This window comes from Paraburkholderia sp. SOS3 (assembly GCF_001922345.1).
In the GTDB taxonomy this organism is placed as follows: domain Bacteria; phylum Pseudomonadota; class Gammaproteobacteria; order Burkholderiales; family Burkholderiaceae; genus Paraburkholderia.
In genome coordinates this window covers 1197583-1213186 of record NZ_CP018811.1, presented here as the reverse complement: position 1 = coordinate 1213186, position 15604 = coordinate 1197583, and the positions used below count along the sequence as shown (strand labels likewise).

General features: G+C 63.6%; 12 protein-coding genes. 10 read left to right on the top strand and 2 right to left on the bottom strand.

Translation table 11 applies throughout. The annotated features are described in order from the left end of the window. The first annotated feature begins 36 nt into the window (after positions 1–36). Positions 37–1284, top strand: coding sequence for an MFS transporter (locus tag BTO02_RS05555; RefSeq protein ID WP_083614997.1), 1248 nt, complete (start codon positions 37–39; stop codon positions 1282–1284). A gap of 283 nt (positions 1285–1567) precedes the next feature. On the opposite strand, the gene BTO02_RS05550 is transcribed toward BTO02_RS05555, so the two are convergent. Next, positions 1568–3871 carry an NADP-dependent malic enzyme gene (locus BTO02_RS05550; protein WP_075156190.1) on the bottom strand — a complete coding sequence of 768 codons (2304 nt, stop codon included), beginning with the start codon at positions 3869–3871 and terminating at the stop codon, positions 1568–1570. Between the two features lie 135 nt (positions 3872–4006). On the opposite strand from BTO02_RS05550, the gene BTO02_RS05545 reads away from it, so the two are divergent. After that, a complete protein-coding gene (locus BTO02_RS05545) occupies positions 4007–4978 on the top strand; it encodes a LysR family transcriptional regulator (protein ID WP_075156189.1) in 972 nt (323 codons plus the stop codon). Between the two features lie 34 nt (positions 4979–5012). Here the strand turns inward: BTO02_RS05545 and BTO02_RS05540 are convergent, their stop codons facing one another. Further along, the gene (locus tag BTO02_RS05540; RefSeq protein ID WP_075156188.1) at positions 5013–5714 is read right to left on the bottom strand and encodes a FadR/GntR family transcriptional regulator; all 702 of its coding nucleotides are present in this window, start codon (positions 5712–5714) and stop codon (positions 5013–5015) included. Positions 5715–5957: 243 nt separating this feature from the next. On the opposite strand from BTO02_RS05540, the gene BTO02_RS05535 reads away from it, so the two are divergent. The 8 genes from BTO02_RS05535 to BTO02_RS05500 all read left to right on the top strand — a co-directional run bounded on the left by BTO02_RS05535 (position 5958) and on the right by BTO02_RS05500 (position 15470). Further along, the gene (locus BTO02_RS05535) at positions 5958–7511 is read left to right on the top strand and encodes a sugar ABC transporter ATP-binding protein (RefSeq protein ID WP_075156187.1); all 1554 of its coding nucleotides are present in this window, start codon (positions 5958–5960) and stop codon (positions 7509–7511) included. Beyond that, on the top strand, positions 7504–8535 hold the full coding sequence (locus BTO02_RS05530) for an ABC transporter permease (protein WP_075156186.1): 1032 nt from the start codon (positions 7504–7506) through the stop codon (positions 8533–8535). Before BTO02_RS05535 ends, BTO02_RS05530 begins: the two co-directional genes overlap by 8 nt. A gap of 76 nt (positions 8536–8611) precedes the next feature. Next, the gene (locus BTO02_RS05525; protein WP_075156185.1) at positions 8612–9559 is read left to right on the top strand and encodes an ABC transporter substrate-binding protein; all 948 of its coding nucleotides are present in this window, start codon (positions 8612–8614) and stop codon (positions 9557–9559) included. Between the two features lie 103 nt (positions 9560–9662). Beyond that, a complete protein-coding gene (locus BTO02_RS05520) occupies positions 9663–10679 on the top strand; it encodes an aldo/keto reductase (RefSeq protein ID WP_075156184.1) in 1017 nt (338 codons plus the stop codon). Positions 10680–10746: 67 nt separating this feature from the next. After that, positions 10747–11757 carry a zinc-binding alcohol dehydrogenase family protein gene (locus BTO02_RS05515; RefSeq protein ID WP_075156183.1) on the top strand — a complete coding sequence of 337 codons (1011 nt, stop codon included), beginning with the start codon at positions 10747–10749 and terminating at the stop codon, positions 11755–11757. Positions 11758–11788: 31 nt separating this feature from the next. Continuing rightward, entirely contained in the window at positions 11789–12949 is a 1161-nt protein-coding gene (locus tag BTO02_RS05510) for a D-mannonate oxidoreductase (protein WP_075156182.1), read from the top strand. After that, positions 12946–14472 (top strand): UxaA family hydrolase, encoded by a 1527-nt coding sequence (locus tag BTO02_RS05505; RefSeq protein WP_075156181.1) that lies wholly within the window; start codon positions 12946–12948, stop codon positions 14470–14472. The genes BTO02_RS05510 and BTO02_RS05505 overlap by 4 nt, the downstream gene beginning before the upstream one ends. Positions 14473–14501: 29 nt before the next feature. Beyond that, positions 14502–15470: a sugar kinase gene (locus BTO02_RS05500; RefSeq protein ID WP_075156180.1), complete on the top strand. Its 969-nt coding sequence runs from the start codon at positions 14502–14504 to the stop codon at positions 15468–15470. Positions 15471–15604 lie beyond the last annotated feature (134 nt).

The following is a 15604-nucleotide window of genomic DNA, read 5'->3' as shown; positions in this document are numbered from 1 at the left end:
GAGCCTGGGTGCCTTGCCGCCAGAAAAGCCAAATTGATGAGCCCCGTGTCGTACCAGAACAAAAACGCCACTGAAAAGACCACGCCGCCCGGAAGGCAAAGCGCGCTTGCAACGTGGGCCCTGGCGCTCGCACAACTGATGTCCTGGGGCTCGATCTACTATCCGTTCTCGCTTCTCGTGGTGCCGATGGAGCAGTCGATGGGATGGAGCAGAACGGCCACGAACGCGGCGCTGTCGGTCGGGCTGCTGATCTCCGGATTGGCCGCGTATCCGATCGGCCGCTGGATAGACCATGGGCTCGGGCGCAGGGTCATGTCCACGGGCTCGGTCGTCGCGGCCGCCATGCTGCTGCTGTGGGCCCACGCTCAGTGGCTGCCCTTGCTATTCGTCGCCTGGATCGGTCTCGGCATCGCGATGGCGGCCACGCTGTACGACCCGGTATTCGCGGTCATTACGCACCAGTACCCCGATAGCTTCAGGACCAGGATTACGCTCATCACGCTCGTCGGCGGATTTGCCAGCACCGCCTTCATCCCGTTGACGCAGTTCCTCGTCGGGACCATTGGGTGGCGCGAATCCCTCGAGGTACTCGCGGTCGTCAACCTTGTTATCTGCCTTCCGATCCATATCGTGGCAATTCGCTCGTCGCGCTCCGACGAAGGTGTGAAGTTGCCGAAGGCATCGGTCAAGGATGTGCACGACGCAGCCACGCGCCGCGCGCTGCGCACGCCGACCTTCTGGGCGCTCGCCGTGTGTTTCACCGCGTACTATGCGACGTTTGCCGCACTGACGTTCCACCTCGTGCCCTTGATGGTCGAGCGGCACGTCGCAAATGCTGTTCTGGTGACGACCATGGCCCTTATCGGACCCGCACAGGTGGCTGCACGCGCCCTCCTGTTCGCTTTCGGCCGGCATCTTCACGCCAGTATCGTAGGCGTCATCGTCGTCATACTCTTTCCCGTATCGGCGGCCATTCTGATCGGCGCGGGAAACTCGGCCTGGCTCCTGTGGGTATTCGCGCTGTGCTACGGCGCCGGCAATGGAATGATGACCATCCTGCGCGGCACGGTGGTCCAGGACATGTTGTGGACAGAGGGCTACGGCGCGGTGAGCGGCATGTTGTCGTTGCCTTCGAATATTGCCAAGGGTGTCGCGCCGATTGCAGCAGCCGGCATATGGAGCGTGGCACACAACTATGTCACGGTCGAGTGGGCGGTGCTGCTGGTCTCCGTAGTCACGGCGGTGGCGTTCTTCGCGGCCGTACGGCTCAGTCGGCGCAAGTAGGTCGCGAGGCGACAGCGCCTCATGACAGACGACCGCATCTTAACGTTTTGGCTAACGTTCCTGTTAGCGCGGTTACTTCGCGATGCGGCGCAACGTGACCATCTGACTGAACGTGCCGTCCCCGAGCGGTTCGGTGAGCAGCACGCCGTCATATTGCCGATAGGCGCCGGTGGTGCCTATCACGGGGGAATTGCAGTTGCGGTCCGCCAGTCCCGCCTGCCCTCATCGACTTCCAGTGGCGGCGGCAGAGCCTGCCTGCCGCCGCCACGGAAAAAATCGATCTTTAGGGCAGCGATGCATTGCGATTTGCTTCGATCACCGTCAACGCCGCCATATTGATGATCCGTCGCACCGTCGAGCTCGACGTCAGGATGTTCACCGGCGCATTGACGCCGAGCAGGAACGGCCCCACTGCGACGTTACTGCCTGCACCGGTCTTCAGCAGGTTGTAGGCGATATTGCCCGAGTCCACGTTCGGACAGACGAGCAGGTTGGCGTCGCCTTTGAGCGGCGAAGTCGGCAGCACGCGAGCACGCAGCGATTCATCGAGCGCGCAGTCGCCATGCATTTCGCCGTCGACTTCGAGCTCCGGCGCCTGCTCCCTGACGAGCTTCAGCGCATGACGCATTTTCGCGCCCGATGCCGCGCTACCCGAGCCGAAGTTCGAGCGCGAAAGCAAGGCGGCCTTCGGCGTCAGGTTCAGCCATTTCATTTGCCTCGCTGCGCTGATCGTAAATTCGGCGATCTGCTCGGCGCTCGGATCATCGTTGATGTGAGTATCGACGAGCGCCACGGTACGCTCGTCGAGCAGCAGAATATTCATCGCGGCATAGGTGTTCGCGCCGCTCTTCTTGCCGATCACCTGATCGACGAATCGCAGATGGTCGTGATAAGCGCCAACCGTGCCGCAGATCATGCCGTCGGCATCGCCGAGCCTCACCATCATCGCGCCGATCAAGGTCAACCGGCGGCGCATCTCGACACGCGCCATCTCCTTCGAAATGCCGTCGCGGCACATCAGTTCCCAATAGGTCGTCCAGTACTGCGGGAAGCGTTCGTCATACTCGGGGTTGGTCACTTCCACGTCCTGCCCGAGCTTCAGGCGCAAGCCGAATCGCTCGATGCGTGCGAGCAGCACTTCGGGGCGTCCGACCAGAATCGGCCGCGCGAGTTTTTCGTCGACGAGCACTTGCACGGCGCGCAGCACGCGCTCGTCTTCGCCCTCGGTGAAGACGATGCGAGCCTTGCCGCCATCGCGCACGAGTCGCTTCGCAGTCGAAAACAGCGGCTTCATGAAGGCGCCGGAGTGATAGACGAACTGCTGCAACTGCTCGACATAAGCGGCGAGGTCAGGCAACGGGCGCGTCGCCACGCCGCCGTCTATTGCCGCCTTCGCCACCGCCGGCGCGATGCGGGCGATCAGACGCGGATCGAAGGGCTTGGGTATCAGGTACTGCGGGCCGAATTTCACGTCGTAGACACCGTATGCGGCCGCGACCACTTCGCTTTGCTCTTCTTCCGCGAGACCGGCGATCGCATGCACGGCGGCAATTTCCATTTCACGCGTGATCGTCGTCGCGCCGACGTCCAGTGCGCCGCGGAAAATATACGGAAAGCACAGCACGTTGTTGACCTGGTTCGGATAGTCCGAGCGCCCCGTAGCGATGACGACGTCGTCGCGCGTCGCATGCGCGAGTTCCGGAAAAATTTCCGGCGTCGGATTGGCGAGCGCCAGAATCAGCGGACGCGGCGCCATCGTCTTCAGCATCCCGGCGCTGAGAATGCCGCCTACCGACAACCCGAGGAACACATCCGCGTCTTCGATCACTTCGGCCAGCGTGCGTGCGCCGGTTTCCTGCGCGAAGCGTGCCTTGTCCGGATCCATTAACGCGGTCCGGCCGCGGTAAACCACGCCTTCGATGTCGGTCGCCCAGATGTTTTGCACTGGCAGACCCAGATCGACGAGCAAGTCGAGACAGGCCAAAGCCGCCGCGCCCGCTCCCGAGGTCACCACCTTGACCTCGCTGATCGCTTTGCCCACCACTTTCAGGCCATTGATAAAGGCGGCGGCCACCGTGATCGCCGTGCCGTGCTGATCGTCGTGGAAGACCGGAATCTTCATTCGCTCGCGCAATTTACGCTCGACGATAAAGCATTCCGGCGCCTTGATATCTTCGAGATTGATGCCGCCGAAAGTGGGTTCGAGACCCGCGATGATTTCAACGAGCTTGTCCGGATCGGTTTCGTTGATCTCGATGTCGAATACGTCGATGCCGGCGAACTTCTTGAACAGCACGGCTTTGCCTTCCATCACGGGCTTCGAGGCGAGCGGGCCGATATTCCCGAGACCCAGCACGGACGTGCCGTTGGTGATGACGCCGACGAGGTTGCCGCGCCCGGTGAACCGATGCGCCTGCATCGGGTCCGTTGCAATCGCCTCGCACACGCTGGCCACGCCCGGCGTGTAAGCGAGCGACAAATCACGTTGCGTGACGAGGGGCTTGCTGGCGACCACGGAGATCTTCCCCGGCGTGGGGTACGCGTGGTAATCGAAAGCGGCTTGCTGGTCGGTATCTGTCTGCCTCATGTCCTGTGCCTTGTGTCATAGGCGCCGGGCCCGTCCCGGCGCGATCCGTCGAGACGATTCTAGACAACCGACATAAGCGGACTATTTTGTTTTAGTATCACCCCATCACTTTTTGGTAATGGTCGCTGAACGTCAATGACGCTCGAGTCGAACGACATGGTCAGGCGGCTGAGCGCACGTCTGAAAATGCGGCACCTCGTGCTGTTGCTGCAGATCGAGCAGCACGGCTCGCTAACGCGTGTCGCGCAACATATGGCCAGTAGTCAGCCGGCCGTCACGAATGCGTTGGCGGAACTCGAGAGCATGTTCGGCATGCCGCTCTTCGAGCGCTCGTCGCGCGGCATGTTGCCCACCGCGCTCGGCTCCGTGGTGCTCGAGCGGGCGCGGGCGATGATCCACGATCTCGACCATCTCGCTCGCGACATGACCGCAGTTGCGGTCGGGCACGCGGCGCACCTGCACATTGGCGTGATTCCGTTCATCTCCGGCCAGTTGCTGGCGGCAGCCTTGAAGCAGGTGCATTCCAGCATGGCACGGCGCGTAACGGTCACCATCCACGAGGGAACCAGCGATCAGCTGTTGCCGCAATTGCGGGACCACGTCGTCGACGTGGTGATCGGGCGGGCGTCGTCGTCGGTGGACCTGAGCAGGACGAGCTTTGAGGTGCTGTTCCGGCAGCGGCCACGGTTGATCGCGAACCGGCGCCTCGCGGCAAAACTGGCGCGCACGAATCTGGACTGGCGCAAACTGCTGACGCTGGACTGGATTCTCGGCGCCCCGCACACGCCGATAAGAGAACAGGTGGCCGATCTGTTTCTGGCTGCGGGAACCGCGCCGCCCGTGCCGGTGGTCGAGAGTTATTCGTCCAAGCTCATCGGCGAAATGATCGCTTCCAGTGAAGAAGCGGTGTCCATCGTGCCCGCCGATATCGCCGAAGAACTCGTGCGAATTGCCGGCGTCGCAATCGTGCCTTACTCGTTCGAATGGACGCTGCCGCCCATTGCGCTATTCACGCGCGCAGAAGGTTCGCACTCGGCCGCACAGAAGCTGTTCGTCGAATCGTTGCGGCAGATCTGCGCTGACACGTACGCTAAAACAGGCGATTGAGGTCGGCACCGACCACTGCCGGCTCAAGCGTGTCTCAATCGGTATCGCGCTTGAGCACGCCGCCGACCCAACGCTCTTCCGATGCCATCAGATGCGCGCGCATCGCGGTCTGCGCCGCGATCGGGTCGCCCGCCTGCAATGCCCGCAAGATATCCTGATGCTCCCTGACGGCATCGGACCACGTCTCGACACTCTCCGTATGACCGCGCATCGCCGCCGCAATCGGATCGTGGCGGCTATCGAACAATTCGCCGACAAAGCGCGCCAGCACCGAATTGCCGGCTGCCTCCGCGATCAGCATATGGAACTGCCGGTCGGCGTCCACCGGTGTCTTGCCGGCCGCGGCGAGCCGGCGCATCCGATCGACGCTTCGTTTCAACCGGTCGATCATGGCGGCCGTCATATGCGCAGCGGCAAGCGCCGCGACACTGCCCTCGATGGCCGCGCGCGCCTGCATCAGTTCCGATGGGCTCTCGCCCAACGCGCCCACCGCGTTTTCATCGTCGGCGCCCGTATCGCGCACGTAGACACCCGAACCCATGCGGATTTCGACGCGACCGCCAATCTCGAGCGCAATCAATGCTTCGCGCAACGAAGGACGGGAGACGCCGAGTCTGAGCGCGAGTTCGCGCTCGGCCGGCAAACGCTCGCCAGCGGGAAATTCGCCCTCGCGGATCAGCGTAAGAATCTCTGCAGCGACGGATTGGTAAAGCCGCTTGGGCTCTTGTGATTTCATAAATTGAACAGCATCGGGTACACAAAAGACGCCTGAAACTTGAAACAGCGTCGTGGCGAAGTCTAGCAGCGGCCGATGCGGGCCCGCAAATGACCTCGTTTACCCTGGACTGTCAGCATTGGTAAGGTCAATTCGTAAATTTTCAACTGGATTGACCAAGCGGCGATATTGCGCTCTAATGTGTCGCAACTGGACTGACCAGCGCCAATTGGCGCCAACCGGTCAGCCGCCATAGGAGACAGAATGAGCACGCCGCGCAGCCTGCCCGACTTCGTCGGCAAGCCGAACAGCCGCACCTGGGAGGGAGAGATTCTGCGGCTCGAAGGCATTCGCAAGCAGTTTCCGGGCGTCATTGCGCTCGACGGCATCAACCTCGACCTGCAGTGCGGCGAAGTCCATGCGATCTGCGGCGAAAACGGCGCGGGCAAATCGACGCTGATGAAGATCATCAGCGGCCAGTACCGTCCCGACGAAGGAACCATCGTCTACCGCGGCGAGCCGGTGAATTTCCGGTCGACATCGGACGCCCAGGCGGCCGGCATTGCGATCATTCACCAGGAACTGAACCTCGTTCCCGATCTTTCCATTGCGGAAAACCTCTATCTCGCGCGCGAACCGAAGCGCGGCCCCTTCGTCGACCGGCGCAAGCTCAACGCCGACGCGAAAGCGTGTCTCGCGCGCATCGGGCTCACCCTCGCACCGACCACCAAAGTCGGCGCGCTCTCCATCGCCCAGCAGCAGATGGTGGAAATCGCGAAGGCCCTGTCGCTCGACGCACAGGTGCTGATCATGGACGAGCCGACTTCGTCGCTGACCGAGTCCGAAACCGTCCACCTCTTTCGCATCATCAAGGAACTGCGCGCCGAAGGCGTGGCGATCCTCTACATTTCGCACCGCCTCGACGAGATGGCGGAGATCGTCGACCGCGTAACGGTATTGCGCGACGGCCGCTATATCTCGACCGATCCGTTCGCGGCACTGACCGTGAACGACGTCGTTGCGCGCATGGTCGGCCGCTCGCTCGACGATGCCTATCCGCAGCGTCAGTCGGTGCCGACCGGCGAAGTGCTGCTCAGCGTCAAGGACCTGCACCGTGAAACCGTGTTCGGGCCGCTCTCGTTCGAACTGCGCAAGGGCGAGATTCTCGGCTTCGCCGGCCTGATGGGCGCGGGCCGCACCGAGGTCGCACGCGCGATTTTCGGCGCCGATCCGCTCGACGGCGGCACGGTTTCGCTGCGCGGCGAGCCCGTCACGATACGTTCGCCGCGCGAGGCGATTCGCCACGGCATTGCCTATCTTTCGGAAGATCGCAAGAAAGAAGGCCTCGCGCTCAGCATGCCGGTCGCCGCGAACGTCACGCTTGCCAATGTTCGCGGCATCTCGTCGCGTGCGGGCTTCCTGCGATTCAACGAGGAAGCGCGCATTGCTGCCCGCTACGTCCAGGAGCTTGCGATTCGCACGCCTTCGGTCCATCAGATCGCACGCAACCTTTCCGGCGGTAACCAGCAAAAAGTCGTGATCGGCAAGTGGCTCTATCGCGGATCGAACATTCTGTTCTTCGACGAACCGACGCGCGGTATCGACGTCGGCGCGAAATTCGCCATTTACGGCCTGATGGACCGGCTCGCGGCCGATGGCGTCGGCGTCGTGCTGATCAGCTCGGAACTGCCCGAATTGCTCGGCATGACAGACCGGATCGCGGTATTTCACGAAGGCCGCATCGCGAAGGTGCTCGAAACCAAACACACCAGCCAGGAGGAGATCATGCACTACGCTTCGGGGCGCACCCATGCTTGAAATGACATCGGATCGCACTCAGGCCGCCAATCGGTCCGCACAGCAGCGGCGGCGCGAACTCATCCAGAAATTCGCGGCATTGGGCAGCCTTGTCGTGCTCGTCATCGCCTTTTCGGTGGCGAGCTCCGCGTTCTTCTCGGTCGACAATCTGATGACGGTCGGCCTGCAGGTGACGTCGATCGCCTATCTGGGCGTGGCCGCGACCTGCGTCATCATCACGGGCGGCATCGATCTGTCGGTCGGCTCGGTACTGGCGCTCGCCGGCGTGTGCGCCGCGCTGCTCGCCAAGACCGGCGTGCCGATTCCAGTCGCGATGCTGGGCGGCATTCTGGTCGGCGCGCTTTGCGGTTTCATCAACGGTATCTGCGTGACGCGCATGGGCCTGCCGCCGTTTATCGCGACACTCGGCATGATGCTCGTCGCGCGCGGCATGGCGCTGCAGATCACGGGCGCACGCCCCGTGTCCGACCTTGGCGACGCGTTCGGCGCGCTCGGCAACGGCGCCCTGTTCCGCATCTCGCACATCGGCGCAGACGGTTTTCCGGACACGACGTTTCCGGGCATACCGTACCCGGTCGTCATCATGGTCGCGCTGTTCGTCGTCGTCTCCGTTCTGCTTTCGAGGACCTCGCTGGGCCGTCACATCTACGCGGTCGGTTCGAACGCCGAAGCGGCTCGGCTGTCCGGCGTCAATGTTCAGGGCGTGAAGCTCTTCACGTATGTGCTGTCCGGCGCGCTTGCCGGCGTAACCGGATGCGTGCTGATGTCGCGGCTCGTAACGGGGCAGCCGAACGAAGGCGTGATGTACGAGCTCGACGCGATCGCGAGTTCGGTGATCGGCGGAACCTCGTTGATGGGCGGCGTCGGCACGATTTCGGGCACGGCCATCGGCGCATTCGTGATCGGCGTGCTGCGCAACGGGCTCAACATGAACGGCGTTTCGAGCTTTATCCAGCAGATCATCATCGGTGTCGTGATTCTCGGCACCGTGTGGATCGATCAGCTTCGCAACCGCAAGCGGTAAGCGGTAAGCGGTAAGCGATCCGCGCAGGCATTCAAAGCAGTCAAAAGAAGTTTAACCACCAAAACAGGAGCGAGACATGAAGAAATTCCCGATGCTGGCACTTTCCGCACTGCTGTGCGCGGCGTTCAGTACAGGCGCGTACGCGGCCGGCGGCGAGATCGCCGTGATCGTCAAGACGGTCAATTCGAACTACTGGCAAAACGTGCAGAAAGGCGCGAACGCAGCGCTTGCGAAGGAGAAGGGCTACACGATGACGTTTCAGGGCCCCGCTGCCGAATCGGATATCACCGACGAGGTCAATATGGTCGTGAACGCGGTCAATCGCCATGTCGCCGGCATCGTGCTCGCGCCGTCCGATCCTGATGCGCTCGTGCCCGCGATCAAGCAGGCGTGGAACGCACATATCCCGGTCGTGCTTATCGATTCCGCTATCTCCGCTTCGGGCAAGCCGTATTACCAGTCGTTCCTGTCGACCGACAACGAGAAGGCCGGCGAGCTCTGCGCGCAGGCGCTGATCGATCGCGTCGGACAGACCGGCAAGATCGCGATCATGTCGTACGTGCCGGGCGCCGGCTCCGAAGTGAGCCGCGTCGGCGGCTTCCGCAAGTACATTGCCAGCCATTCGAAACTGCAGATCGTCGGACCGTACTACTCGCAATCGCAGATGGCGATGGCCTTGAATCAGACGACCGACGTGCTGTCTGCCAATCCCGACCTCAAGGGCATTTTCGGCGCGAACGAACCGACCGCCGTCGGCGTGGGCCGCGCGCTCAAACAGTCGGGCAAGGCCGGCAAGCTCGTCGCAATCGGTTTCGACGGCAACGAAGATCTGCAAGGCTTCGTGCGCGACGGCACGGTGCAGGCGATTGCGGTGCAGGGCTCGTGGCAGATGGGACACAAGGGCATCGAGACCGTCGTCGGCGTGATCGAACACAAGCCCGTGCCGAAGCAGATCGATACGGGCGTGGTGATGGTCGACAAGCAGAACCTCGATTCGCAGCAGGCAAAGAACGTCCTCTACTGACAGCAACGCAACGAACCGTAGCCGTCCCGCAGCGTCGCACGCGCGACGCGTGCGGGTCCGGTCGACGGCTCGACGCAACGAACTTAGGGCTCCCTACTCTTTCATGAAGGCAAGCGCAACCCGCACCCTGCCGCGCAGCGGCCTGTCGATGACCGCGCTCGGCCTCGGCTGTTCCCAGTTCGGCGGACTCTACCGGCCGATGGCAGCCGCCGAAGCCGCCGCGCTTGCCGATGCGGCCTGGTCCGCCGGGCTGCGTTACTTCGACACGGCGCCGTACTACGGCTACACGCTTTCCGAGCGGCGCGTCGGCCAGGCGCTCGGCGCACGCGAGCGCAGCGCCTACACGCTGAGCACGAAGGTCGGCCGGCTCATGCGCCCCGACGCAAGCGTCAAACCGGGCGACGACAACTGGGCCGAGCCGCTACCGTTCCGTCCGGTGTACGACTACAGCTACGACGGCATCATGCGTTCGTATGAAGACAGCCGGCAGCGTCTCGGGCTCGCGCGAATCGACGTGCTCTACGTGCACGACATCGGCCGCATGACGCACGGCGAACAGCATGCGCACTACTGGACGCAACTGACCGACGGCGGCGGCTTTCGCGCGCTGCTCGCGCTGCGTTCCAGCGGCGAGATCGGCGGCATCGGCTTGGGCGTCAACGAGTGGGAAGTCGCTGCCGATGCGTTGAACGAAGTCGAACTCGACGCGATTCTGCTTGCGGGCCGCTACACGCTGCTGGAGCAGACCGCGCTGGAACCGTTGCTCGATGTCTGCGTGCGCCGCGAAACCGCGATCGTGGTCGGCGGCGTATTCAACTCGGGCGTGCTGGCCGGCAACGGCAAATTCAACTACGCGGATGCGCCTGCCGAAGTGGTCGACAGGGTGAGCCAACTGTCGGCCTTGTGCGCGCGCTTCGAGGTGCCGCTGCCGGCCGCCGCGCTGCAGTTTCCGTTCGCGCATCCGGCGGTCGTGTCGTGCGTCGTCGGTGCGCGCAGTGTGTCGCAGCTTCAGCAGAACATTGCGTGGCTCGAGCAGACGATACCCGCGGACTTCTGGACCGCGCTGCGTGCCGCACACCTGATAGACGCCCAGGTGCCGCTGCCGGACGGGCGGGCATGACGCGTCTGACTGTCTTTTGCGTTGGCGCGGCGCATGCCATGCCAGCGTCGCTCATGAGGATATCCCTATGCTTAGCGTAATTTGCGAATCTCCCGGCGTGCTTCGCGCGCAACAATCCGACGTGCCCGAGCGCAAGACTGGAGAGGTCTTGTTGCGCGTGAGCCGCGTCGGCATCTGCGGCACCGATCTGCACATCTTCACCGGCAACCAGCCGTACCTTCAATATCCGCGCGTGATGGGCCACGAGCTGTCCGGCGTCGTCGTCGAAGCCGATGGCGATTCGGGACTGGCCGCCGGCGACGGCGTGTATGTCATGCCGTATCTATCGTGCGGAACCTGCGTTGCGTGCCGCCAGGGCAAGACCAACTGTTGCGTGAACATCAAGGTGCTCGGCGTGCACCGCGACGGCGCGATGACCGAGTATCTGAGCGTGCCGGCCCAGTTCGTCCACAAGGCCGAAGGCGTGTCGCTCGACCAGGCGGCCATGCTCGAATTCCTCGCGATCGGCGCGCACGCGGTTCGGCGCGCGAACGTGCAGGCGGGGCAACGCGTGCTCGTCGTCGGCGCCGGTCCGATCGGCATGGCGGCCATGATCTTCGCGAAGCTGCGCGGCGGCAGCGTCGTGTGTCTCGACACGCGCGCCGACCGGCTCGCGTTCTGCAGTTCGCAACTGCACGTCGACGCCGCGGTGCCGGTCGGCCCCGACGATACGGCGCAACTCTCGTCGCTGACGAACGGCGAATTTTTCGATGTCGTGTTCGACGCGACCGGCAACATCGATGCGATGAACCGCGGTTTCGGCTTTGTCGCGCATGGCGGCACCTATACGCTGATTTCGATCGTGCCCGGCCAGGTCACGTTTTCGGACCCCGAGTTCCATAAGCGGGAGACGACCTTGCTCGCGAGCCGCAACGCGACAGCCGCCGATTTCGAAACGGTGCTCGAGGCGATGCGCAGCGGCCAGATTCCGGACCAGGCGCTCAATACGCATCGCATGCGCCTTGCCGACGTGCCGGACGCGTTTCCGCGCCTGCTGGAGCCGGGGCAGACGGTCGTGAAAGCGCTGGTCGAATGCTGAGGCAAGGCACCGGGCCATCAGGATCGCACTTATGAGCACACCGATACTTCAGTTCGGCACGAGCCGCTTCCTTCTGGCGCACGTCGCGCTGTTTGTTTCCGAGGCGCTGGAACGCGGCGATGCGATCGGCGGCATCAGCGTCGTGCAGACGACCGCGAACGAGGCGAGCCGCGCGCGCATCGCCGCGCTGCGCCACGCCGATCACTACCCTGTGCAGATACGGGGTCGCGAAGGCGGCGGCGTGGTGGACCGGGTGGTCGAATGCCGCGCGGTCCGCCATGCGTGGTCAACCGATACGGACTGGGCCGCGATCCGTCGCGCGGCGATCGAGGAAGTGCGCGTCATCGTCTCGAACACCAGCGATGCCGGTTACCAACTCGACGAACGCGATTGCGCCGATCTGCTTGCGAACGACGCGCTCGTGCCGCACAGCTATCCGGCGAAGCTGCTCGTATTGCTGCATGCACGCTGGCGCGAGCGCCCGCAGCACGGCGTATCGGTCTATCCGTGCGAACTCGTCGACAGAAACGGCGATACCTTGCGCGATATCGTGCTTGGCATGGCGCGGCAATGGTCGCTGCCCGAGCCTTTTATCGGCTATTTGCAGGAACGGTGCGTCTGGGTGAATTCGCTCGTCGACCGTATCGTGTCCGCGCCGATCGATCCGGTGGGCGCGGTCGCGGAACCGTATGCGCTGTGGGCGATCGAGCGGCGTGAAGGCATGGAACTTCCGTGCACACACGAGCAGATCGTGCTCACCGATGAACTGCGCCGGTATGCGCAGCTCAAGCTGTTCTTTCTCAATCTCGGTCATACGTGGCTGGCCGATCAGTGGCTCAGCGAAAGCCGCGCGCAGCAGGAAACCGTGCTGGAGGCGATGAGCACGCCGCGCGTGCGCGACGCACTCGAAACGGTATGGCACGACGAGGTGCTGCCCGTGTTCGACGCGATGGGTTTGCAGAGCGAGGCGCATGCGTACATCGACAGCGTGCGCGAGCGATTCCTCAATCCGTTTCTCGCTCACCGCATTTCGGATATTGCCGCCAATCATCGCGAGAAGATCAGGCGCCGGATACAGCCGCTCGTCGAGCTGGCCGGTTCGCTGTCGTTGCCGGTCGCACAACCGCGCTTGCGCGCATTGCTGGCCGCGCACGCGCTGCCTTTGTCCGGCACGGAAGGAGCAGCGTCGTGAAAGATCAGCACCTCATCGTTCTTCACGATGACGACAACGTTGCCGTCGCATTGCGGGCGCTCGAAGCCGACGAGATCGTGGACGTGCATGGACAGCGCCTGCAGGTTCTGTCGCCGATACCGGCCGGACACAAGCTGGCCTTGCGCGACATCGCGCAAGGCGCTCAGATCACGAAATACCGTCAGACGATCGGCGTTGCGCTGCGCGACATTCCCGCCGGCGCGCATGTTCATGTCGACAACGTCGGCATGCCGTCGCAACACGACAGCGCGGCGCACGCGAATGCGACCGGTACGCGTGCCGCGCCGGCCGATCGCGCCGATACGTTCCTTGGATACGTGCGCGCGGATGGCCAGGCAGGCACGCGCAACTATATCGGCGTGATCGCCAGCGTGAACTGTTCCGCCACCGTTTGCCACGCAATCGCCGATGCATTCCGCGGCGACGCACTCGAGGCATTCGAAAACGTCGACGGCGTGGTTGCGATCACGCATCAGAGCGGATGCGGAATGTCCTCGTCCGGCGACGGCATGGCTTTGTTGCGCCGCACGCTGACCGGTTACGCGCGCAATCCGAACTTCGCCGGCGTGCTGTTCGTCGGACTCGGCTGCGAAGTGAACCAGATCGAGGGACTCGTCGAATTGCTCGACACGTCTTCGTCGCGGCCGGTGCGCACGCTCGTTATCCAGGACGAGGGCGGCACGCGTGAAGCCGTGGCGCGCGGCGTCGCCATCGTTCGGGAGGAACTCGACGCGGCGAATCGCGCGACGCGCACGGCCGTGCCCGCTTCGCAGCTGAAGCTCGGGCTGCAATGCGGCGGCTCCGACGGATACTCTGGCATTACCGCGAATCCGGCACTCGGCGTGGCGGTCGATCTGCTCGTCCGCAGCGGCGGCACCGCGATATTGTCGGAAACACCGGAGGTTTACGGCGCCGAACATCTGTTGACCGCGCGCGCCGCGTCGGCGGAAGTCGCGCAGCGCCTGATGGACAAACTGCACTGGTGGGAAGGGTATACGGAGCAGAACGGCGGCGAGATGAACAACAATCCGTCTCCGGGAAACAAGGCCGGCGGCATCACGACCATTCTCGAGAAATCGCTCGGTGCGGTGTCGAAGGCGGGCAGTTCGGCGCTCAAGGCCGTCTACGATTACGCGGAGCCGGTACGTGAAGACGGCCTCGTGTTCATGGACACGCCTGGCTACGATCCGGTCTCGGCGACCGGTCAGATCGCGGGCGGCGCGAACCTCGTCTGCTTCACGACCGGACGCGGTTCGGTCTTCGGCTCGAAACCCGTGCCGACGATCAAGATCGCGACGACAACCGCCCTGTTCGAGCGGATGCGGTCCGACATGGATTTCAACAGCGGCGTGATTGTCGATGGCTCGTCAAGCGTCGAGGAAGCGGGCGCGCGTCTGTACGAACTGATACTCGAGGTCGCGTCGGGCCGCAAAAGCTGCAGCGAGGAAAACGGCCTCGGCGACCGCGAATTCGTGCCGTGGTTGCGCGGCGCGGTCATGTGACGCAAACGTGCCGTGTACGGGGTCGACAGATGGTAAAGGCAACGCATAAACAGCAGCCCGAGATCGTGGCATTCGGCGAAGCGATGGTCGAGTTCAGCCAGCGATGCGCGGGCGGCACGGACTATCTTCAGGGCTACGGCGGCGACACGTCGAATTTCTGTATCGCCGCCGCGCGCCAGGGTGCGAACACCGGCTTTATCTCCGCAGTGGGCGGCGACCGCTTCGGGCGCCTTCTGCTCGAGCTCTGGCAACAGGAGAACGTCGATACCTCCGCGGTGCGGATCGACGAATCGGCGCACACGGGCGTGTATTTCGTTTCGCACGGACCGGACGGACATCACTTCGAGTATTTGCGCGCCGGTTCCGCCGCGAGCCGCTATGCCGCACACGATCTTCCGCTCGATATGCTGGCCGACGCCAAGGTGTTGCATCTCTCGGGCGTGAGCCTCGCGATCGGAACCGCGGCCTGCGATGCGGCATTCGATGCGATGGCGCATGCGCGCAAACATGGCGTGCAGGTGTCGTTCGACACGAACCTGCGGCTCAAGCTTTGGCCGCTTGCACGCGCACGCGCGACGATGCTCGACGTCATCGGTCAGACCGACATCTGTCTGCCGAGCTGGGACGATGTCACGGCGCTGACGGGGCTCGCCAATCGCGATGCAATCGTCGACTTCCTGCTGGCACGTGGGCCGCGGATCGTCGCACTCAAGCTCGGCAGCGAAGGCGCCTATGTCGCCACGCCAAACCATCGGCAACGGGTGCCCGCGCATCCGGTCAGCGCAATCGACGCGACCGGCGCCGGCGACTGCTTCGGCGGAGCGTTCGTCGCGCGGCTCTGCGCCGGGGACGACCCGTTTTCCGCGGCGCGTTACGCGAATGTGGCCGCTGCGCTGTCCACGCTCGGCTTTGGAGCCGTTGCGCCGATCCCTACTCGTGCTGTTGTCGAGCGGATGCTCGGCGAGACATCGGCGGCCGGCATCGGCTCGCACGCGTGAGTTATCGGATTCGCGAACATTCGATGTAATCTGCAGGCGGTGCGTTTGCCGGCCACCGCCCTCCTATGCGAGCGACATAAACCGACGCATAGCGCACCGCCCCCATCTCATGGAGCAGGCTCGAACCCGAAATC

Coding starts and splice junctions, on each gene's coding strand:
- BTO02_RS05545 (WP_075156189.1), top strand. CDS start 4,007: ATGACGCTCGAGTCGAACGACATGGTCAGGCGGCTGAGCGCACGTCTG.
- BTO02_RS05555 (WP_083614997.1), top strand. CDS start 37: ATGAGCCCCGTGTCGTACCAGAACAAAAACGCCACTGAAAAGACCACG.
- BTO02_RS05515 (WP_075156183.1), top strand. CDS start 10,747: ATGCTTAGCGTAATTTGCGAATCTCCCGGCGTGCTTCGCGCGCAACAA.
- BTO02_RS05510 (WP_075156182.1), top strand. CDS start 11,789: ATGAGCACACCGATACTTCAGTTCGGCACGAGCCGCTTCCTTCTGGCG.
- BTO02_RS05535 (WP_075156187.1), top strand. CDS start 5,958: ATGAGCACGCCGCGCAGCCTGCCCGACTTCGTCGGCAAGCCGAACAGC.
- BTO02_RS05530 (WP_075156186.1), top strand. CDS start 7,504: ATGCTTGAAATGACATCGGATCGCACTCAGGCCGCCAATCGGTCCGCA.
- BTO02_RS05500 (WP_075156180.1), top strand. CDS start 14,502: ATGGTAAAGGCAACGCATAAACAGCAGCCCGAGATCGTGGCATTCGGC.
- BTO02_RS05525 (WP_075156185.1), top strand. CDS start 8,612: ATGAAGAAATTCCCGATGCTGGCACTTTCCGCACTGCTGTGCGCGGCG.
- BTO02_RS05550 (WP_075156190.1), bottom strand. CDS start 3,871: ATGAGGCAGACAGATACCGACCAGCAAGCCGCTTTCGATTACCACGCG.
- BTO02_RS05540 (WP_075156188.1), bottom strand. CDS start 5,714: ATGAAATCACAAGAGCCCAAGCGGCTTTACCAATCCGTCGCTGCAGAG.
- BTO02_RS05520 (WP_075156184.1), top strand. CDS start 9,663: ATGAAGGCAAGCGCAACCCGCACCCTGCCGCGCAGCGGCCTGTCGATG.